This is a genomic window from Xanthomonas arboricola pv. populi, assembly GCF_002939945.1.
In the GTDB taxonomy this organism is placed as follows: Bacteria; Pseudomonadota; Gammaproteobacteria; order Xanthomonadales; family Xanthomonadaceae; genus Xanthomonas; species Xanthomonas arboricola_A.
On sequence record NZ_MDEB01000001.1, the window covers coordinates 804818 to 825209 of the forward strand.

Consider the following 20392-nt stretch of genomic DNA (forward strand, 5'->3'; position numbering starts at 1 on the left):
ACGCTCCGTTTTACCGACGCTGCGCATGGGGAGTCGTCGAACGTCGCGCTGCGCATGCGACGTTCGGATGCGAACAGAGCCCCTGACATTTGCTCGCTGCTTGCGTGGCTGCAGCGACGCCGTGCGGATCGGCGACTGAGCGCAATCGGGAGCCGACGCGCTCGCACCCAGCTATCGCTGCAAGCCGATCGACATCGCAGTTAATCGAACGCGCCTGCAGTGCCTGCCGCCACCCGACACATGCAGCCACCCGTCGAGGCACCAACCGCCAACACGACGTTGACTCCGCACGAAAAGCTGGCACCTGCCAGCAGCACCGGCCAAAGAAAAAGCCCGGTCACCCGGGCTCTTTCTCCACCAGTCGAAAACAGCTGTTACAGCTGCGCCTCTTCGATCTGGATCTTGTAGCGCTTGCGCATCTCCTTGACGTAAGCCTGCGCCGCGTTATTGCCGTCGATCTGGCTCAGCTGCTCGCGCAGCATGGTCTGCTGCTCGGCCGGCATCTGCTTCAGATCGCCCGGGGTCGCCTTGCTGATGACGAAGACCGCAAAGCGCCCGCCATCCAGCTCCACCTTGCCCACCGACGGCTTGCCCTCGCTCGGACGCGGCGCACTGAAGATTGCGCGATTTGCCGCCGGCGTCGGAATCGGCGCGGTACGCGGCAAGCCCGGGATCGGCTGCACCTGCAACTTCTCGCTGACGGCCAGCGCCTTCAAGGTCTCGCCTTTCTGCACACGCGCCAGCAAGGCGTCGGCAGCCGCCGCAGCCGCCTTCTCGGCGCGGTCCGCGTGGACCGCCGCGATCACCTTGTCGCGCACCTTGTCCAGCGGCAAGGCCGCCTCGGCGGTGTGATTGGTCACGCGCAGCACCACGCTGTGGTTCGGCCCGATGGTGATCGGATCGCTCGCCGTGCCGTCCTGCACCAGCGTCTCGGAGAACGCCGAACGCAGCACCGCCGGATTGACCGCGATACCGCTGGCATTGGCGCGCGAGAACGGGCCCAGCGTCTGCACCGGCAGACCGACCTGCTTGGCTGCCGGCTCCAGCGCGGTGGGATTCTTGTAGACCTGATCCACCAGCTTGCCGCTCACATCCGCAAACGCCTTGTCGGCATCGGCCTTGAGCTGCTCGGCGGCGAGCTGATCGCGCACCTGCTCGAACGACTTGCCCTGCCCGCCCTTGACCTCGCGCAGCTGGATCACGTGATAGCCGAACTCGCTCTTGATCGGGCCGACCACCTCGCCAGCCTTCATTGCGAACAAGGCGTCTTCGAATGGCTTGACCATCGTGCCCTTCTCGACCCAGCCCAGATCGCCACCGGCACCCTTGGACCCGGGATCCTGCGAATTGGCCTTGGCCAACGCGGCGAAATCGGCGCCCGGCTGCTTGGCTTGCGCAGCCAACTTGGCCGCCTTTTCCTCAGCGGCCTTCTGTGCGGCGGGATCGCTGCCGGCGCTGATCAGGATGTGCGATGCCAGACGCTGATCCGGCTCGACAAAGCGTGCCTTCTCTTCGTCATAACGCTTGCGCAGCGTCGCTTCGTCAGCGGCGGTCGCCGGCGGCAACTTGGCGGCATCGAGCTCGACATACTCGATCGTCACGGTCTCCGGCTGACGGAAATCCTGCGTATGCCCGTCGTACCACTGCTTGATCTGCGCATCGCTGACCGGTGTGGTATCGGCAGCCGGTGGCGGCAGCATTGCCAGCTCCACGTCGCGCGTTTCGCCCATCAGCTTGAGTAAGCGCTCGAACTCGGCCTTGGTCGCAAAGCCCGACTCGGCAATCGCCTGCGGAATCACCGACTGCTGCAGGCTGTCGCGCACCAATGCGTCGAACTGCGCCGGCGTGCGCGGCGGCGTGCCCTGCGCAAGTGCAGCGCGGTACTGGTCGGGGCTGAATTTGCCGTCGATCTGGAACGCCTGAATGCCGGTGATGTAATCGCGCACCGTCGCATCGCCGATCACGATGCCGGCATCTTCGGCACCCAGACGCACGACTTGCTCGTCGACCAACTGGTCGAGCACCTGCAATTTGTTTTCGCGGGATTCGAACGTGCGCGGATCGAAATTCTCGCCCTGGCGCTGCCGCTCCTGCATGCGTGCCTGCTCGAAGCGTGCACGGAAATCCTGTGTGCTGATCTCGTGGTGCTGCCAAAGCAGCGAGACCGGCCACCACGATGGGGCCGACTTCCACCATGTCGGTGGCGCCTGCACCTTGGCCACGTTATTGGCGCCAATGCCGCCGAGGTAGCTGTTGTCGATGACGAACAGGAACGGAATCATCAGCAACCCCAGGATGGCGGTAGCGATCCAGCCTGACGTCTTGTCGCGAAGTTTCTGCAGCATTGGCAAATCACGGCCTGTGGGCGAGCCGCGCAGTGTAACGCGCCTGACGCCGGGTACCCAGCCCAATCCCACACCACGCTGGATTCGGTATGGCTTTCGGCGCGCAATGACCGCTATGGCCGCAAAAAAAAGCCCCCGGCACGGAGCCGAGGGCTTTGTATAACTGGCGGAGCGGACGGGACTCGAACCCGCGACCTCCGGCGTGACAGGCCAGCATTCTAACCAGCTGAACTACCGCTCCGCTTTAAACTTGGACTGCTGATTCTCCACCGTCTCCGCAATGCGAATGCGGTGGAGAAAACGAAGCCCCCAATCGCTCAGGGGCTTCGGTATAACTGGCGGAGCGGACGGGACTCGAACCCGCGACCTCCGGCGTGACAGGCCAGCATTCTAACCAGCTGAACTACCGCTCCGCGCTTGAAACGTTTGCCTGGCGCTTAATGGTGGGTGCTGAGGGTTTCGAACCCCCGACCCTCTCCGTGTAAGGGAGACGCTCTACCGCTGAGCTAAGCACCCTGGCGAGTCGATTAGTTTACTGCATCCTTCAGGGCTTTGCCAGCCTTGAATGCAGGATTCTTCGAAGCAGCGATCTTGATGCTGTCGCCGGTCTTCGGATTACGGCCGGTACGCTCGGCGCGCGCGCGGACCTGGAAGGTGCCAAAGCCAACGAGGGTGACGGCATCGCCCTTCTTCAGCGCCTTGGTGATTTCGCTCACAACCGCGTCAACAGCACGGCCGGCCTCAGCCTTGGAGATGTCAGCCGCAGCGGCAACGCCATCGATCAATTCGGTTTTATTCATTCTTGAAACTCCCTTTGCGGCAGATGCCGCGGAATCGACAATCGGCGCTCTTGCCGTTAGCGAAGAACCCGACACAAGTGGTATCGCATGACGCATCACAATTTGCCGCGCCCACGAGTCGTGCATTTATACCAGCGCCCCCAACCGCACGCAAGCCAAAACCCAATAACGACGCGGGTTTTGGCTTGTTTTGCCAGGGTTTAGACAATCGGTTTTAGTGCTTGACTCGGGTACCCGGAGTAGTGCGCGACTTGCCGCGGACCGCAACCCGCGAAGCGGTCTTGCGGGCCTTTTCCTTGCCCGCCTTTTTCGGTGCCAGCGGACGTTCCAATGCCAGGTCCAGCACTTCGTCGATCCACTTGACCGGCACGATCTCCAGATCGCGCGTGACGTTGGCCGGAATGTCGGCAAGATCCTTGCGGTTCTCGTCGGGGATAAGCACGGTGCGGATGCCGCCGCGCAATGCGGCCAGCAACTTCTCCTTCAAGCCGCCGATGGCCGACACGCGACCACGCAAGGTGATCTCGCCGGTCATCGCCACATCGGCGCGGATCGGCACCTTGGTCAACACCGACACCAGCGAGGTCACCATCGCGATACCGGCGCTCGGGCCGTCCTTCGGTGTCGCACCATCGGGCACGTGCACATGCACGTCCTGCTTCTGCAGGAAATCCACATCGATGCCGAGTCGCTCGGCGCGCGAACGCACCACCGACAACGCAGCCGATGCCGATTCCTTCATGACGTTGCCAAGCTGACCGGTCAGGATCAGATTGCCCTTGCCCGGCACCAGCGTGGACTCGACCTGCAGCAGTTCGCCGCCGACTTCGGTCCAGGCCAGCCCGGTCACCAGGCCGATTTCGTTCTCCTCTTCGGCACGGCCGAAATCGAAGCGACGCACGCCCAGATACTTGTCGAGGTTCTTCGCGTTGACCGTGACCAGGGCCTTGGGCTTGACCTTCTTGGCGGCCAGCTTCGTGGCAACCGGCTGCGGACCGGCAAGGGCGATTTCCTTGACCACCTTGCGGCAGATCTTGGCGACTTCGCGCTCGAGGTTACGCACGCCGGATTCGCGCGTGTAGTAACGCACGATGTCCTGGATCGCATCACTGCCGATCTCGATCTCTTCCGGCTTCAAGCCGTTGGCCTTGATCTGCTTGGGCACCAGGTAGCGCATGGCGATGTTGAGCTTCTCATCCTCGGTGTAACCGGGGATGCGGATGACTTCCATGCGGTCCAGCAACGGACCGGGAATATTGAGCGAGTTGGAGGTGGCGACGAACATCACCTCCGACAGGTCCAGATCCACTTCCAGATAGTGGTCGTTGAAGGAGTTGTTCTGCTCCGGATCGAGCACCTCCAGCAACGCCGACGACGGGTCGCCGCGGAAGTCCATCGACATCTTGTCGATCTCGTCCAGCAGGAACAGCGGGTTCTTGCTGCCGACCTTGTTGAGGTTCTGCACCAGGCGGCCCGGCATCGAACCGACGTAGGTCCGGCGATGGCCACGGATCTCTGCTTCGTCGCGGATACCGCCCAGGCTCATGCGCACGAACTTGCGGTTGGTCGCCTTGGCGATCGACTGGCCGAGCGAGGTCTTGCCCACGCCCGGCGGCCCGACCAGGCACAGGATCGGCCCCTTCATTTGCTTCACGCGCGACTGCACGGCCAGGTACTCGAGGATGCGCTCCTTGACCTTGTCCAGGCCATAGTGATCGGCGTCCAGCGTGTCCTCTGCGGCCTTCAGGTCCTTGCGGACCTTGGTGCGCTTCTTCCACGGCACACCCAGCAGCCAGTCCAGATAGTTGCGCACCACGGCCGCTTCAGCAGACATCGGCGACATCTGCTTGAGTTTGTTGAGCTCGGTCTTGGCCTTGGTCTCGACCGGCTTGGGCATGCCCGCTTCGGCGATCTTGCGCGCCAATTCTTCCAGCTCGCCCGGCGCATCGTCCAGATCGCCCAGCTCCTTCTGGATCGCCTTCATCTGCTCGTTGAGGTAGTACTCGCGCTGGCTCTTCTCCATCTGCGACTTGACCCGGCCGCGGATGCGCTTTTCCAACTGCTGCACATCGATCTCGCCATCCACCAGTCCGACCAGCAGCTCCAGCCGCTCGCCGATCTCGGTGATTTCCAGCAGCCGCTGCTTGTCGGCCAGGCGCACGCCGATGTGCGCGGCAATGGTGTCGGCCAGACGGCCCGGCTCGTCGATGCCGGCCAGGGTCTGCAGCAACTCCGGCGGCAGCTTGCGGTTGGTCTTGACGTACTGCTCGAACAGCGACATCAGCGAACGCGCGATGGCCTCCACTTCGCGCGGCTCACGCGCGTCGCTGGCTTCGATCTCGATGCCCTGGCCCTGCAGCGCACCATCCAGCTCGACGACCTTGTCGACGGTGACCCGCGACAGACCTTCGACCAGCACCTTGATGGTGCCGTCGGGCAGCTTGAGCAACTGCAGCACCTGCGCGAGCGTGCCGACGGTATAGAGATCGCTGGCGGTCGGGTCGTCGGTTTCGGCCGACTTCTGCGCGACCAGCAGGATACGCTTGTCCGCTTCCATGGCCTTTTCCAACGCGCGCATCGACTTGTCACGGCCGACGAACAGCGGAATCACCATGTGCGGAAACACCACCACGTCGCGCAGCGGCAACACCGGCAGATCGAGAACTTCTGGTTGGGACTGGGCCATGGGGCGCTCCGCAGGAATGGGGGTTTTGGGGCCTAAAAAAAAGCCGATGGCCCCGTTATGGGGCCATCGGCGGAGTGTTGCAAGTAGCGCTCGGAAACCCTTTATCCGCGAGCGAGGCCGGGGCCCGGCGCAGCGGCATCAGGGACTCAATCGCCGGACGCTGCCTTGGCCGGAGCCGGTTGCGCCTGGTAGATCAGATACGGCTCGGATTTGTGCTCGATCACCGACTCGTCCACCACCACCTTGCTGACATTTTCCTGCGAGGGAAGCTCGTACATCGTGTCCAGCAGCACCGATTCGACGATGGTACGCAGACCACGTGCGCCAGTCTTGCGCTTGAGCGCCTTCTTGGCGATCGCAGACAGGGCGTCCGGGCGGAACTCCAGCTCCACGCCTTCCATGTCGAACAGTTTCTTGAACTGCTTGGTGATGGCATTCTTGGGCTCGGTCAGGATCTTGATCAGCGCCGGCTCGTCCAGTTCCTCGAGCGTGGCGACCACCGGCAGGCGGCCGACGAACTCGGGGATCAGGCCGAACTTGATCAGATCTTCCGGCTCGACCTCGGCCAGGATCTTGCCCACTTCCTGCTTGCGCTCGCTGCTCTTGACCTTGGCACCGAAGCCGATGCCGCCGGCATCGTTGGATCGCTGCTGGATCACCTTGTCCAGCCCGGCGAACGCGCCGCCGCAGATGAACAGGATGTTCTTGGTGTCGACCTGCAGGAATTCCTGCTGCGGATGCTTGCGACCGCCCTGCGGCGGCACCGAGGCCACCGTGCCTTCGATCAGCTTCAGCAACGCCTGCTGCACGCCTTCGCCGGACACGTCGCGGGTGATCGACGGGTTCTCGCTCTTGCGCGAGATCTTGTCGATTTCATCGATGTAGACGATACCCTGCTGCGCTTTTTCGACGTCGTAATCGCACTTCTGCAGCAGCTTCTGGATGATGTTTTCCACGTCCTCGCCGACATAGCCGGCTTCGGTCAGCGTGGTGGCATCGGCGATCGTGAACGGCACATTGAGCAGGCGTGCCAGCGTTTCGGCCAGCAGCGTCTTGCCCGAGCCGGTCGGACCGACCAGCAGGATGTTGGATTTCGCCAGCTCGACGTCATCGTTCTTGCTGCGGCTCTCGATACGCTTGTAGTGGTTGTACACCGCCACGGCGAGCGTGCGCTTGGCGCGCAGTTGCCCGATCACGTATTGATCCAGCACCTCGAGAATCTCGCGCGGCTTGGGCAGACTGGAACGTGCCGACTGCGCCTTCTCTTCGAGTTCCTCGCGGATGATGTCGTTGCACAGCTCAACGCACTCATCGCAGATGAATACGCTGGGACCGGCAATCAGCTTACGGACTTCATGCTGACTCTTACCGCAGAACGAGCAGTAGAGAATCTTGTTGCTGTCGCCGGAACGACCTTGGCGGTCTTCGCTCATGCTTCTGTTACCCAGTTACCCCACCCGATGCACGGGGGTTCGATTTCGAGAATAGCACAGGGTCGGGAGGACATCCGCCCAGCCCGACCCTGCCGGTTTTTCCTGCAATTTCAGCAATCTGGCGATCAAGACGGCTGGATCGACTCTTCCGGACGGCGTTCCAGCACCTGATCGACCAGGCCATAGGCCTGCGCATCGACCGCGCTCTTGAAGTTGTCGCGCTCGGTGTCGCGCGCAATGGTCTCCAGGGATTGGCCGGTATGCTTGGCCAGGATCTCGTTCAAACGCGAACGCAAGGTCAGGATCTCGCGCGCATGGATGTCGATATCGGTGGCCTGGCCCTGGAAGCCACCCAGCGGCTGGTGGATCATCACGCGCGAATTGGGCAGCGCATAGCGCTTGCCGGCTGCGCCCGACGCCAGCAACAGCGCGCCCATCGAAGCGGCCTGGCCGACGCAGATGGTGCTCACGTCCGGCTTGATGTACTGCATGGTGTCGTAGATCGCCATGCCGGCAGTGACCACGCCGCCTGGCGAATTGATGTAGATGCTGATGTCCTTTTCCGGATTATCCGCTTCCAGGAACAGCAGCTGGGCCACGATCACGTTGGCCATGTGGTCGTCGATCGGACCGACCAGGAAGATCAGACGCTCCTTCAGCAGACGCGAGTAGATGTCATACGCACGCTCGCCGCGGCTGGTCTGTTCGACCACCATCGGCACCAGGTTCAGGGCTTTGGTCACAATGCTCATCAGTCTTCCTGTAGTGGCAGCGGCTTGCGCCGATGCCCGGGTTTGACATCCGTATCCCAGCCATCGGGATGCGGGTTGGTGTCACGCAATCGGTTACCTTAGACCCGAATGGCGTCCTGGAACGACAGCGACTGCTCGGTATGCTGGGCGCGCTCGGCGATCCAGTCGATCACCTGCTCTTCCATGACACGGCTCTGCAGTCCACTCATCAGTTGGGGGTCGTTGCGGTACATCTCAATGACCTGTTCCGGCTCTTCGTAGGTCGAGGCGATCAGACGCAGCGTTTCGCTGACGCGCTTGGATTCCAGGCGCAGCTCGTTGCGACGGGCCACCTCGCCCACCAGCAGACCGACCAGCACGCGCTTGGCGGCCGCGTCCATGAAACCCTGATGGGCATCGGCCGGAATCTCGCCCGGGTTGCGGCCGCTGCGGCGGACCTGCTCGACCTGCTGCGCCAGCATCGAACGGGCTTCGTTCTCGACCAGACGCGGCGGCATTTCCACATGCGCATAGGCGGCGATCAGCTGCTCGCCCACTTCGCGACGCAGACGGTTCATCAGCGCGCCCTTGAGCTCGCGCTCCAGGTTGGTGCGGATGTCGGCGCGGAACTGCTCATCATCGCCGCTCTTCACGCCGAAGCTCTTGATGAACTCCTTGTCCACCACCGGCAACACCGGCTCGGAGACCTCGACCGCCTTGACGTGCACCTGCACGGTCTTGCCGGCCAATTGCGGCACGCGCCACTCGGCCGGGAAGTCGATGGTCAGGGTCTTGTCTTCGCCCTTGGCAAGACCTTCCAGGCCCTTTTCGATCTGGTCGAACATCACGCCCGAGCCCAGCACACTGCTGCCGGTCTCCACGCCTTCGGCGGGCAGACGCTCGTCGCCGGCCTGGGACCAGGTCTCCAGCGCCACCAGGTCACCGACCTGCGCGCCGCGCTCGACCGGGTTCCAGGTGCGGCGCTGCAGACGCAGGTTTTCGATCATCTGATCGATGTCGGCATCGGTCACGTCGGCGGTATGACGCACCACCGACAGCTTGGCCACGTCGATATCGCCGAAATCCGGCACCACTTCGAAGGTGGCGACGAAGTCGAAATCGCTCTCGCCCTGATCGATGCGCGGATTGCCGGCCAGACGCAGCGAATGCTCGCGCACCGCCGAGTCGAAGGTCTCACGCAGCAGGCCTTCCATCGCCTCGGCACGCACCTGCTGACCGAAGCGCTGCTCGATGACCTTGGTGGGCACCTTGCCGGGGCGGAAGCCCTTGATGCGCGTGGTCCGCGCAAGTTCGCGCAGACGGCCACCGACGTGCGTCTCCAGGCGCTCCTGCGGCAGGGTGAAGGTCAGGCGGCGTTCCAGATTGCCGGTGGATTCGATCGATGCTTGCATGTTGACTCCTGCCACCGACTGCACAAGCGTCGGCACGAGATGGAAGATGCGGGTTGACGGATGGCGAGAAAGCCGCCGAGCCTTGTAGTTTCGCCGATAACGGCGGCCGCTGCCAGCGGAATACGCGTCACTGCACCGCGCAATGGCAAGACCCCAGGCCTGCGGCTGGAAGCGGCCGGAACACGCACGGCCGCACTGCATTGGTGCGAAAGGGGGGACTCGAACCCCCACGCCTTGCGGCGTCAGAACCTAAATCTGGTGCGTCTACCAATTCCGCCACTTTCGCGATGCTGCCCTTGCCCGGCCATTGTTGCAGGGATGCCGGGAAAGAAAAAGCATCGCGGGAGCGATGAAGCCGATGAATGGGACTGCAGTTTGCCTCCTGCACGCCTGCACGGACAGCGCGGGCTTGACCGGCCTTGAATCCGATAGACTGAAGGTAAACATATTCATCATGCGACGCGACACGCGCTCACGTCCCTGGCTTGCGCTCCGCTAGCGCTGGGTAAAGCTGAAGTTCGCTAAAATTCCGTTAACACCAGTGAGAGGCAGTCATCGCGATGAGAGATCGGTATCGGCAGATCGTGGCCCTGTCCCGCGACTGCATCAAGGAGATCGACCTCGACGGGCGGATTACCGCGATCAACGTCAATGGCCTGACAGAATTGGGTGCCGGCCACCAGGATCAGCTGATTGCGCGGCCATGGCGCGATCTATGGCCACCGGAGGCGGCCGAGCTGGTGGACGCGGCGATCGCCGGCTCCCGCGCCGGTTCGATCCAGGAATTCGAAGCCGCCAGCGTGAACTTCGCCGGCGTGCGCCAGACCTGGCAGGTCGTCACAAGCCCGCTGTTCGATGCGCTTGGCAAGGTCGAAGCGATCCTGGCGGTGAGCAGGAACATCTCCGACCGCCGGGCGCTGGAGACCGCCTTTCGCACACTGGATTCGACCCTGGCGGCAGAGCGCGCATTCTCCAACGGCGCGCTGCGACTGGCGCGCGCGCGCGAACATTCGCTGTCGAGCGAACTGCACAGCCTGCGCGACCTGCAAGAGCGCATCGAAGGCGATCTGGACATCGCGCGCGCCGCGCAAGGCGCTGCCGAAAAGATTTCCGAGCAGGCGCAAAAAGGCGAAGCGGTAGGACAACTGCTGGCCGGCGTTGTGCACGATTTGAACAACGTCCTGCAGGCCGCCACCTCGGCCATCGACCTGGTGGTACGGCGCGCCCGGATCGACGCGCACGACGCCCAGCTGTTGCGCGTGGCCGACGCGGCGCTTCAACATGGCACGGTCATGGCACAGCGCCTGGTCGGGTTCTCCCGGCAATACCCGTACAGCCCGGAAGCGGTGGATCTGGCCGCCTTGACCGAACAGCTCGGCCCGTTGCTAGAACAGGTGATCGGCGCAGATCTGCAGTTGCAGGTGCGCACCACCGAAGGTGGATGCTGCGCAATGCTCGATCGCCACACGGTGGAACGCGCCATCTTGAACCTGGTAATCAACTCCCGCGATGCCTGCCAAGGTGGCGGCGTCATTCGCGTGGAGACGGGCGATGCCGTGGTCGCTGAAGAACAGGCCAGCCTCACCAGGCCGGCCGGGCGCTACGTCACCCTCGCCGTGGCCGACAACGGGCATGGCATGGATGCGCACGTGCAGGCGCATCTGTTCGAAGCGTATTTCACCACCAAGGATGCCGACAAAGGCGCGGGCCTGGGGCTGGCGCAGGTGTATAGCGCGGTCCGTCAGGCAGGCGGCTTTGTCGAAGTGACATCGGCGCCCGGCCAGGGCGCGCGCTTTACGCTGGCGTTTCCGCGCATGCAGCAAAGCCAGGCGCCCGCGCCCGCTGCATCGCCGTAAGGCGGCCATGGCTGCCGTCGCCCGCAGCCACTCGGCGCATCGCATCACCATGGGGCGTATCGAAAGCGCCGCCCGACGCAACCAGGAATGTCTTCCTGCGCATGCTGGGCCTATCCCCTGGCGTGGGGAGACACTGTCAGGCGCGACCACATCAGCCAGACAATCGCGGCGCAGGCACTGCCTGCCGCCAGCCCACACTGCAGCAGCGTCAGCATCACCGCGCGATCGGACATCATCGACCAGCCGCCGATGATCGCCAGCAGCAGCACCATCACCCCGGCCGAGAGCAGACCGCTCAACGCACCGATGCCAACATGGGCCAGCAGGTTGGGCCGGCGCCCGCGGTACAGCCAGGCGCATATGCGCGCGCACAGCCATCCCGCGGCAGCGCAGGCAATCACCGGCAGCACCAGCCCATACGACCAGGCGACAATCGGCAATACAGCCTGGAGATCGAGCCGGCTCCACCGCACCAGGCCCAGCAGCCCGCCCAGCGGAGGACCGAGGATCGCAAAGACGCCGACCTGGCCCAGGATGGAATGCCGCATGACTCCAGACACATCAGTCCTCATTCGCGTCCGCTCGTCGGTGCGTGGGCGCCCTGCGATTGCGCACCCGACGCAGGCAAGGCATCGCGCCGAGCCGGAATGGTCACTACGGTCGCGCGGCCGCCGACCGAGACGACAACAACGCTGCAGCCAGTTCCTTGCGCCATCCCTATTCCTCAGCACAAAAAGAAAAGCACCTAGGCTGCTGCCTAAGTGCTTTTGTTTGGTGGGCCGTCAAGGATTCGAACCTTGGACCTATTGATTAAGAGTAAACACGTTTTTGTTTCAAAATCAAGTAGATATTTGGAATTTTTTTCCCGCGCCGCGTATCGAACGCCTTAGTGCTACAAGGCTTCCCAGGTGAATTCTCCCGGCGACATGGGGCGATAAGTGGCAGCCCGCCTGTGCTGGAGTCCTCCTAACGTATTCCGCTTAGAACTCTTGCCAGCTTGCTTCATGGCTTGCTGCCAGGGGCACAACACGTAGCTTTGATTTCGGACTTGGCACTGCCACGGAGGCTTTCCCCTTCACCGCGGTGGACGAACGGGTAGTAGAAGAAGCCGTAGTGGGTGCGGCCGTTTCCTCGATTTTGAACACGGCAACCGCCTCGGTCAGGCCAACTGCCTGTTCTTCCAGCGCACGTGCAGCGGCGGTGGCTTCTTCCACCAGGGCTGCGTTCTGCTGGGTGGTTTCGTCCATCTGGGTGATGGTCTGGTTGACCTGTTCGATGCCGGCCGATTGTTCCTGCGAGGCAGCGGAGATCTCACCCATGATGTCGGTGACGCGCTGCACGCTGGCCACCACTTCGCCCATGGTCTTGCCGGCGGTGTTCACCAGCGCGGAGCCTTCGGCCACGCGCTGCACGGAGTCGTCGATGAGGTCCTTGATCTCCTTGGCCGCACCCGACGAACGCTGGGCCAGCGTCCGCACTTCCGAGGCGACCACCGCAAAGCCGCGGCCCTGCTCACCGGCACGTGCCGCTTCCACTGCGGCATTCAAGGCCAAAATGTTGGTCTGGAAGGCGATGCCGTCGATGACCGAGATGATGTCGGCGATCTTCTTGGACGAGGCTTCGATGCCGGACATGGTGTCGACCACCTTGTTGACCACTTCGCCGCCTTGCACCGCCACGCTGGCGGCACCGATGGCGAGCTGGTTGGCCTGACGCGCACCCGCGGCATTCTGTTTGACGGTGGAGGTGAGCTCCTCCATCGAGGCAGCGGTTTCTTCGAGATTGGCGGCCTGTTGTTCAGTGCGCTGCGATAGATCCTGGTTGCCGGCAGCGATTTCGCTGGCCGCGCCGTTGATCGAGATGGCCGAGGTCTTGATGCTGCCCACGATCTCGGCCAACTGTGTGGCGGTGGCATTGGCGTCGTCGCGCATCTGTGCGAACACGCCGCGGAACTCGCCGCTCATGCGTGCGGTGAGGTCGCCCGCAGCGATGGACTGCAGCAGGCCGGACAGCGATTGCAAGTTGCCATCGGCGGTGGCCATCAAGGTGTTGAGGCTGTCCACCATCACGCGGAAGTCGTACTGGAAGCGCTCGGCATCGCCACGAGCGCTGAAGTCGCCGTTGGCTGCGGCCTGTGCCAATTGCTTGATCTCCCCATTCATCGCGCCGAGGTTGGCCTTGACCTGCGCCATGGTGTCGGTGAACACGGCCTTTTCGCCCGGCAGCTTGCTCATGTCGTCGCTGAGGTCGCCAATGGCATAGCGCCCCATGATGCGTGCCAGATCGGTCTGCACGGCGACGTGCGAGGCCACCAGCAGGTTGGTGTCGTTGGCCATGCGACCGTAGTCGCCCGGGAATGCGGAGGCATCGATACGGAAGCTGATCTGGCCATCGTCATGCCGCTTGGCCATGTCGGTCTGCGCGGCGATGAGGTTACGTAGCTGTAGCTGCATCTTCTCCATTGCCTGCAACAGACGCCCTGTCTCATCCGTAGCAACACTATGCACATCGTTGTTTAAATTGCCTGCGGCAATGGATTCTGCAGTTTGGGTAGCTTGGCTCAGCGGCGCAGTGAGGCTCCGCGTAATTAGCCAAGCCAGTAGCGCACTGATCAATAGAGCTGCGGTGCCACCGGTCGTGAGGATAATCTTGCCACGGTGCATCGATGCTAATGCTGCGGCATATGCGTCCTGGCTGAGCTGACGCTCTAACGACGCATTGGCACGGATAGCCGCCTGCTGCTCGTCCATTGCAACCGCGCCCGCTCCCACAAGAATCGCCTTTGCCTCGTCGTTCTGATCGCGGCCGCCGTACTCAAGCACTTGATTGTTGTACTTGACTGACACGTCGCGCTTCTCGTTCACAAGCCTAAGCGCTCCTTTCTCTGCATCACTGCTAGGCAGGGCAGCTAGAGCATCATGGGCGTCTTTGTAGCGCTTACGATTGGTCTCAACTAGTGCCATCGCTCGGCGATTACCCTCTTCGCCATCGACCATCACGATGTCGCGCAGGCTGATCGCCACATTGGTATTTGCATCGAGCATTTCGTTTGAGAGTTGAATGCGCTCCATGTTGCTGTTGACAATCGCATCAAGCTCGGTGCGAGCGTTGGACATGGCCATTAGGCCAGTGGCAACAAGCAAGCCCGACAGCAAAATCAAAAGGCCGAAAGCCATGCCCAAGCGGCGGCCAACGTTAAGGCGTTGCAGGAAAGCGTTCATCAAATGTCCTCGGCACTGTGGGTGGGCTCAGTTGCAATAAATGCTTCATCGAGCGTCTAGCCCAGCTAGCGGCCTCCAGAGCTTTCTCTAAAGTGCTCGTATGCATAATGGTCATCTCAGCTTCACTGCATCGCATCGGGTCGCCCAGTTCGCTGGGTAATCGCCGATTCGTGCGAGGTACTGCTAGGCTCGGAACAAGCGGGTGGCAGTCGTAGCCGGCTTGGGCATCGCGGCAAGACCCCCTCTCCGGACGGTTCACTTCCTCCCTGGCTGATCTTCCCCGCGCCACTTGTTGATAGCGCCAAGGCCTCATTGAAGGGCCGGCCCCTACCCTCCTGTGTGACCCGGCCATGCACTCAGGTGCTGCGCTGCGCATGGATGCGCAGATCTCCGACGAGGCGAGCGGCCTGGACAATACAGCCGGGCAAATTGGGGCAATTTTGGAAGCGGCCATCGGGGTGAGGTAATTTAGGTAATCGGCCTGAAAAACAGAACATTTTTTCTTGCATATCAAATGCTTATATGAAATCTCTAAAGGTAATAAAAGAGTAATTTCAAGGTAACCCCATTGCCTTTTGGCCAGGTAATCTGACAGTCGAAAAAATCCTTATAAATCAAAGAGATTACCTTTTAGAAGCTAAGAGATTACCTTTGATCACCTCAAAAGGTAATCAGCTATTTTCCTTTAAAATCAACCCCCTATGCCGGATAGCAGTGGGGAAATTACCGATTACCCTATCCCGATGGCCACATCGAAATTCCCGCACTCACTGGACCTGGTTCTAGTGATCCCAAACCGTCGAACCAGACCCCCGTCTCATGCAGGGTTCCGCAGGGACTGCAAGCAGGTGACAAGGCGCCGCAGCGCCAATGCAGGCGGTCTGTTTCCGCCGGTGCAGGCGTGCAGCGAAACCCACCCATGAAGACCGCAGGCGTGGCGGGGCGACGATTGCGCGCCAGGCCTCCCAGGTATTGGATCTCGGCGGACCGCCCGCACCCAAAGGGCTGGTAGGATCAGGCAATGGGACATCCCACGGATACAACCAGCGACGATGGCACGCCAGCGGAAGCCGAAGGCGCCCCTTTGTTGACGGGGCCAAAGCGCCAGCACTTCTTACCCCGCTTTTACCTGAAGGGTTTCACTGGGGACGATGAGTTGCTGTCGGTATACGACCGCACTACAGGCCAGGTACGCAGACAATCGCCCGATAACACTGCGGTAACCGGGCACCTTTACACGCTGACTGATGATCAAGGACGCAAGCGCTTTGAGTTGGAAGCGACGCTAGCCGCTATTGAAGGCGACGCTTCTAATCACCTACCAACCCTCATAGAAGGATCCCCACTATCGGAGGACGCGCGCCTAGCTCTGTCATATTTTTTTGCGGCAATGGCAGTACGAACTCCGGAATTTATCCAAAGCATTCAGCACGCCAATGGCCAACTACTCAAGCGCGTTTCGCAAATCATGCTCAGCACTCCCGAGCAGGCGATGAAAGCACTGAGAGCGAAACCGGCTAATTTCGAAAAAAGCGATGCTGAGCTCTTCGATGATGCGCTCAGGCTCGTGGACTTCATGGAGGAAGACCAATTCGAAGTGATCACTGCCCATAGCGAGGCAGTTCTTACCGCCCTTCCGCTAGCCGACACCGTCGCGCCTATCTTCTTCCGGCGCAGTTGGACCATACTTGAAGCCCCACGTGGAAGTTCGTTTGTAACAACGGACGCAGCCATGATGCTGACATCGCTAGCTAGGCGCCCTCATAGGTTTGGGCTGGGGCACGGGTCGCCTGATGCACTGACGCTCCTGCCACTATCCAGTGGATATGCGATAGCCATGTTTGGAACGGGCCCCGCAATTAATAGATGGCGAATAGACAGCCAAAAGGTCCGTGAAATCAATCTAAGTCTGGCTGATCACGCGCAAAGGTTCCTGTTCGCGCGTGATGATCGTCATGCAGCAGCTGTCAGTCGTGCCGCACGAATGAAAGAGAACAGTTGGAAGCCGAGGTTTCACGTTGGTTAACGTCGCCTCCGCAAGCAGGCCGTTGCAGAATCTACTTAGATGTATGCATCTAACAACAAGGTTCTCACGACGGATGGGGCGAGTGTGAACTCGCCCCAAGGCGTCACCTCACCAGCCGTGATCGCGCTACCTGAATGTAGTTTTCGGACATTTCAATACCCGTCCAGCAGAAGCCCTCTACATCGGCGGCGAGCAGCGTAGTTCCGCTGCCAGCGAACGGGTCGAGAACGCGCCCGCCTGCCTCGCAGATCCGCACCAGCTGCCGCATCAATTCGGTGGGCTTGCCGGTCAGGTGGTGCTTGTCGGCTTTACGCACCGACTCACGGATGACACCTGGCAGCACCGGCGCACGGCGATCCAGCGGCATGTTGCCCTTGCTGCCCCAGACGATGTATTCGGCCTGGTTGCGGAAACGGCCCAGTTGCGGCCGCACGCCTTCGGTCTTGTCCCAGACAGTGATGCCGCGCCAGGTGAAGCCGGCGATCTGCAGCGCGTCAGTGGTCAGCGGCAGCTGCCGCCAGTCGGTGAACAGCAGCACCGGTGCGCCGTCCTTGAGCACGCGCGCGCACTCGGACAGCCACAGGTGCATCCACTTCAGGTGCGAGCGCTGGTCGCGTTCGTCGCCGACGAAGTCGGCATGCAGTTGCGCGCCACCGCCCTGAACGTACTTTGCCGAGGGCGGCTTGGCCCGCGCGGCGGCATGCAGCCCACCGCTGGCATAGGGCGGATCAGTGATCAGCGCGTCGAACGAATTCGCTTCGAGCGTGGGCAGGATGGTCAGGGCGTCGCCCTGCAGGAGCTGGTTTTTCATGGTGAGAGCCTTCTTGGATTCGCTCGCGGCGATCGGAGGTGAGGCTCTCGGCCTTCAGGTGATTGAGCGTGCCGCAACGCGGGCACTTGATTTGGATTTCATCGAAGGCGCCGGCCTTGAACAGCAGGCGGGCGCATTCGCCACAACGGAGGTTCTTGAGCATTGCGTGGTCTTGCAGTGGGAAAGGATTACGCGGCCGCTGGCGGCGCATAGGGGGTGAAGGCGATCACCTCATCGCCCACCCAGTCGTTGATCTTCAACATGCGCGCTTGCAGCGGTTCCAGCTCGTTGGCGGCCCACACAGCTGCAGCCTCACGGATCGAGCCGAAGCCGCCTGCGTTCTGCGGCACGATGCCCATGAGTTGCGGCGGGATACGCAGCGCGGCCAGCATGTCGTCGCGGGTGATGCCTTTGATGCCGCTGAACTCATCCTTGGCCGCCACCTCGCTGACGGGGATCAGCTTCAGGCCGTCCTTGTTGCCGCCGGGCGAGTACAGGAACAGGTTGCGGAAGTTGCCCGGCCCCTTGGCGCCCTTCATGGCGTTGCGCAGCGCGTCGACGTCTTCCTGGCTCTGCTGCGGGTCGGTCAGGTAGAGGATGAAACCGGCATGCGAGCCGTTGTTGTAGTACTTGCGGCGGAACAGCGTGGCCGACTCGTTGAGCAGCGCCGACTGCATCGCCGGCATCCACTCAGGCAGGCCGTAGAGTTCCTGATCGACATCGGCTTCGCGCAGCTGGAACACGCTGCCCGGCTCGAACACGTGCTCGTCGTGCCAGGTGCGCACTTGGAAGTACTCGCCCTCAGTGATGCCGCGCCGCATGTACTTGGACAACGGCGCAGTCAACGACAGCGCACCACCCATGCGGTTGCGGCGGCGCTCAAGGTAGCCATTGCCCAGCGTGATCCAGTCCAGCGACAACTGCTCGAAGGCCTCGCGGGTCAGCAGCCGGTGCGGCTTGAAGGTACGCGCCAGCATGTTGCGCTTGAAGATCAGCCCGGACTGCAGAAACGGATTGCTGCGCGTGGTCTTGGACAGGCCATCCAGGGCCACCGGCGGCTCGTACCAACGTCCGTTCTGCCAGCACTCCAGATAGTCCAGCACGCCGCGCCCATCGAGCACCGGCGTCGGGTCGCCAAAGGTGAAGGCTTCGCTGCGTGCGGGCACTGCAGGCGCGGTCGCGGGCAGCTGGTCGGTCAACATCAAGAGATCTCCATGAAGCCGGAGTTGCGCGCGGTGCGCCCTTCCAGCGGTTCGTTCTGCAGCGCGTGGAACAGTGCCCACGCCAGGTCCGCGTGGCCGGTCTCTTCGGAACGGCCAGCAGTAAAGGTGGATTGCCGGCCGCTGGCCGTCATGGTCTTGCGGATGGCCATCAACGATTGCGCCACATCGGTCCAGCCGGCGTCGAACTCCAGCCGCCCGTTGTGGATCACGTCGAACGCCTTGAGCACCAGGCGCGTCTTGACCTCCGGCGAGTAGCTGAAGGTGACCAGATTCGGGAAGAACTGCTTCACCAGCTGCGCCACACCGCTCCCCATGCCGGTGGTGTCGATGCCGATATAGGTCACCCAGTACCGCCGCGTGATGCGCTCGATCTCGGCGGCCTGCTTGGCAAAGTCCATGCCCCGGAACTGGATCCGCTCCAGCAGCCGGAACTTGCCGCCCGGCTGCTGCGGTGGCGCCACAACGACCAGGCCTGCGGTGTCGCCGGTCTCCGCCGGGTCGTAGCCTATCCATACCGCGCGATCGCCGTAGGGGCGCGCGGCGAAGGGCTTGTAGTCCTGGCCCCACTCGACCCAGCTATCGACCATGCACGGCTGCAGCATCGCCAGCGGGAAGATGCTGGCACCGTCGTCGACGAACTCGCACATCAACAGGTTGGCGAACGCGTCCGGGCTGTATTCCTCGCGCAGCTCGTCGATATCGAACAGGTCGCAGCCACGGCGCTGGGCGTCGAGGATGTTGACGATCTGGCGCCAGGCGCGGTCCTGGCAGCGGCGACCGCCGGCCAGCGCGTCATGCGAAACATCAATCTGGATCCTCTGCGCAGCCGGCTTGCCCTTGTTGCGGCGTTCGCCGGTCCAGAACGTGTAGGCCTCATGGGCCATGCTCGATGGCGTGCTGAAGTAGGTCTTGCGCCACTTCTTGTGCATCGCCATGCCGCTGGCGACCTTGTTCAATTCGTTGAACCCGTAGGTCCAGAAGAACTCGTCGAAGTAGAAATTGCCGTGATAGCCCTGCGCGGTGCGCGCATTGGTGCCGAGGAAGAATAGCTCCGCGCCATTGGGAAACACGATGCTGTCGCCGCCGGAGAGCGTCTCGTCGATCGTCTCGCGCACGAACTGCTGCATGTAGCCGCGGAACAGATGCGCCTGCGCCTTGGACGCACTGAGGAAGATCTGATTGCGCCCAGTGGTGAGCGCATCGATCAGCGCCTCGCGGGCGAAGTAGAACGTTGCACCGATCTGGCGCGACTTGAGGATGATGCGGGTGCGCTCGTTGCCGGCCCGGTACCAGTCACGCTGGTAATCGAAGCAGCCGTCGACGAATGCCGTGGTCAGCTGCTCGATCTGTTCCTCGGTGAAGTCGTTGCGCTTGGGCTTCTTCTTCGGCGCGGCATTGCGATTGGCGACAGCCGGATTCAGGTCGGCTTCGTTGCCGCCGCCCTGGTAGCGCTGGATGCGCGCCTGGCGCTCCAGCTGCCGGTGCAGCAGATCAATTTCTTTGAAGTCGCCGCCGGACTTTTCCGGCTTCATGATCAGCACGACCAGGCGCGCTTCCAGTGCACCACCGATGCGCTCAACGTTGTCTGCGCGATCCCACTCGTCACGCGACTTCCAGCTGTGTACAGTCTTCTCGTTCTCGCCGATGGCCTGCGCAATTTCCGTCACGCGCCATCCCATCCAGTACAGGAACTTGGCCTGTCTGCGGGTGTCCATCGGGAGCTGGGTGGCAACGCTTTGCATGCCGACCAGGGTGCGGCCCACCTCTTAATCCCGACAGTTGAACGACGCGTAATCGCCTTGTTTACACGGTGATTTCGTTGCTGCGCTGTGCGTCGCGTTTGACCAT

Annotated in this window: 14 protein-coding genes, 4 tRNA genes and 1 pseudogene; 3 read left to right on the forward strand and 16 right to left on the reverse strand. The window is 62.2% G+C overall.

From position 1 onward, the window contains the following. Nucleotides 1-374: 374 nt before the first annotated feature. The 10 genes from XaplCFBP3123_RS03780 to XaplCFBP3123_RS03825 form a co-directional block, all read right to left on the reverse strand. Nucleotides 375-2345: a peptidyl-prolyl cis-trans isomerase gene (locus XaplCFBP3123_RS03780; RefSeq protein WP_104532842.1), complete on the reverse strand. Its 1971-nt coding sequence runs from the start codon at nt 2343-2345 to the stop codon at nt 375-377. Nucleotides 2346-2509: 164 nt separating this feature from the next. Continuing rightward, nucleotides 2510-2586: transfer RNA gene (locus XaplCFBP3123_RS03785), tRNA-Asp, on the reverse strand. Nucleotides 2587-2681: 95 nt separating this feature from the next. Beyond that, nucleotides 2682-2758: transfer RNA gene (locus tag XaplCFBP3123_RS03790), tRNA-Asp, on the reverse strand. A gap of 28 nt (nt 2759-2786) precedes the next feature. After that, nucleotides 2787-2861 (reverse strand) — tRNA-Val (locus XaplCFBP3123_RS03795). Nucleotides 2862-2872: 11 nt separating this feature from the next. Beyond that, the gene (locus XaplCFBP3123_RS03800; protein ID WP_024938423.1) at nt 2873-3145 is read right to left on the reverse strand and encodes an HU family DNA-binding protein; all 273 of its coding nucleotides are present in this window, start codon (nt 3143-3145) and stop codon (nt 2873-2875) included. 214 nt (nt 3146-3359) lie between these two features. After that, nucleotides 3360-5831 (reverse strand): endopeptidase La, encoded by a 2472-nt coding sequence (gene lon, locus XaplCFBP3123_RS03805; protein WP_104532843.1) that lies wholly within the window; start codon nt 5829-5831, stop codon nt 3360-3362. Nucleotides 5832-5977: 146 nt separating this feature from the next. Continuing rightward, nucleotides 5978-7264: an ATP-dependent Clp protease ATP-binding subunit ClpX gene (gene clpX / locus XaplCFBP3123_RS03810; protein ID WP_003483788.1), complete on the reverse strand. Its 1287-nt coding sequence runs from the start codon at nt 7262-7264 to the stop codon at nt 5978-5980. A gap of 125 nt (nt 7265-7389) precedes the next feature. Next, on the reverse strand, nt 7390-8016 hold the full coding sequence (gene clpP / locus XaplCFBP3123_RS03815; RefSeq protein WP_002806026.1) for an ATP-dependent Clp endopeptidase proteolytic subunit ClpP: 627 nt from the start codon (nt 8014-8016) through the stop codon (nt 7390-7392). A gap of 98 nt (nt 8017-8114) precedes the next feature. Further along, nucleotides 8115-9407, reverse strand: a complete 1293-nt coding sequence (tig, locus tag XaplCFBP3123_RS03820) for a trigger factor (protein WP_104533275.1) — start codon at nt 9405-9407, stop codon at nt 8115-8117. 201 nt (nt 9408-9608) lie between these two features. After that, nucleotides 9609-9693: transfer RNA gene (locus tag XaplCFBP3123_RS03825), tRNA-Leu, on the reverse strand. A gap of 274 nt (nt 9694-9967) precedes the next feature. On the opposite strand from XaplCFBP3123_RS03825, the gene XaplCFBP3123_RS03830 reads away from it, so the two are divergent. Continuing rightward, on the forward strand, nt 9968-11263 hold the full coding sequence (locus XaplCFBP3123_RS03830) for a two-component system sensor histidine kinase NtrB (RefSeq protein WP_104532844.1): 1296 nt from the start codon (nt 9968-9970) through the stop codon (nt 11261-11263). Between the two features lie 110 nt (nt 11264-11373). Here XaplCFBP3123_RS03830 and XaplCFBP3123_RS03835 read toward each other — a convergent pair whose 3' ends face one another. Next, nucleotides 11374-11811 (reverse strand): hypothetical protein, encoded by a 438-nt coding sequence (locus XaplCFBP3123_RS03835; RefSeq protein ID WP_104532845.1) that lies wholly within the window; start codon nt 11809-11811, stop codon nt 11374-11376. Nucleotides 11812-12243: 432 nt separating this feature from the next. Beyond that, nucleotides 12244-14484 (reverse strand): methyl-accepting chemotaxis protein, encoded by a 2241-nt coding sequence (locus tag XaplCFBP3123_RS03840; RefSeq protein ID WP_104532846.1) that lies wholly within the window; start codon nt 14482-14484, stop codon nt 12244-12246. A gap of 1021 nt (nt 14485-15505) precedes the next feature. Here XaplCFBP3123_RS03840 and XaplCFBP3123_RS21640 point away from each other — a divergent pair. After that, nucleotides 15506-16510 carry a DUF4238 domain-containing protein gene (locus XaplCFBP3123_RS21640; RefSeq protein WP_253254130.1) on the forward strand — a complete coding sequence of 335 codons (1005 nt, stop codon included), beginning with the start codon at nt 15506-15508 and terminating at the stop codon, nt 16508-16510. Between the two features lie 103 nt (nt 16511-16613). Here the strand turns inward: XaplCFBP3123_RS21640 and XaplCFBP3123_RS03855 are convergent, their stop codons facing one another. Then, the gene (locus XaplCFBP3123_RS03855; RefSeq protein ID WP_104532847.1) at nt 16614-17321 is read right to left on the reverse strand and encodes a DNA-methyltransferase; all 708 of its coding nucleotides are present in this window, start codon (nt 17319-17321) and stop codon (nt 16614-16616) included. Further along, nucleotides 17239-17424, reverse strand: a pseudogene (locus tag XaplCFBP3123_RS03860) (Com family DNA-binding transcriptional regulator); the annotation flags it as partial. The gene XaplCFBP3123_RS03855 and the pseudogene XaplCFBP3123_RS03860, both read right to left, overlap by 83 nt. Here XaplCFBP3123_RS03860 and XaplCFBP3123_RS21645 point away from each other — a divergent pair. Continuing rightward, a complete protein-coding gene (locus XaplCFBP3123_RS21645; protein WP_253254147.1) occupies nt 17335-17541 on the forward strand; it encodes a hypothetical protein in 207 nt (68 codons plus the stop codon). The pseudogene XaplCFBP3123_RS03860 and the gene XaplCFBP3123_RS21645 sit on opposite strands and share 90 nt — an antisense overlap. On the opposite strand, the gene XaplCFBP3123_RS03865 is transcribed toward XaplCFBP3123_RS21645, so the two are convergent. Both XaplCFBP3123_RS03865 and XaplCFBP3123_RS03870 read right to left on the reverse strand, forming a co-directional pair. After that, entirely contained in the window at nt 17510-18523 is a 1014-nt protein-coding gene (locus XaplCFBP3123_RS03865; protein WP_104532848.1) for a phage portal protein, read from the reverse strand. The genes XaplCFBP3123_RS21645 and XaplCFBP3123_RS03865 overlap by 32 nt on opposite strands. Further along, on the reverse strand, nt 18523-20286 hold the full coding sequence (locus XaplCFBP3123_RS03870) for a terminase ATPase subunit family protein (protein WP_172453111.1): 1764 nt from the start codon (nt 20284-20286) through the stop codon (nt 18523-18525). The genes XaplCFBP3123_RS03865 and XaplCFBP3123_RS03870 overlap by 1 nt, the downstream gene beginning before the upstream one ends. Nucleotides 20287-20392: the final 106 nt, after the last annotated feature.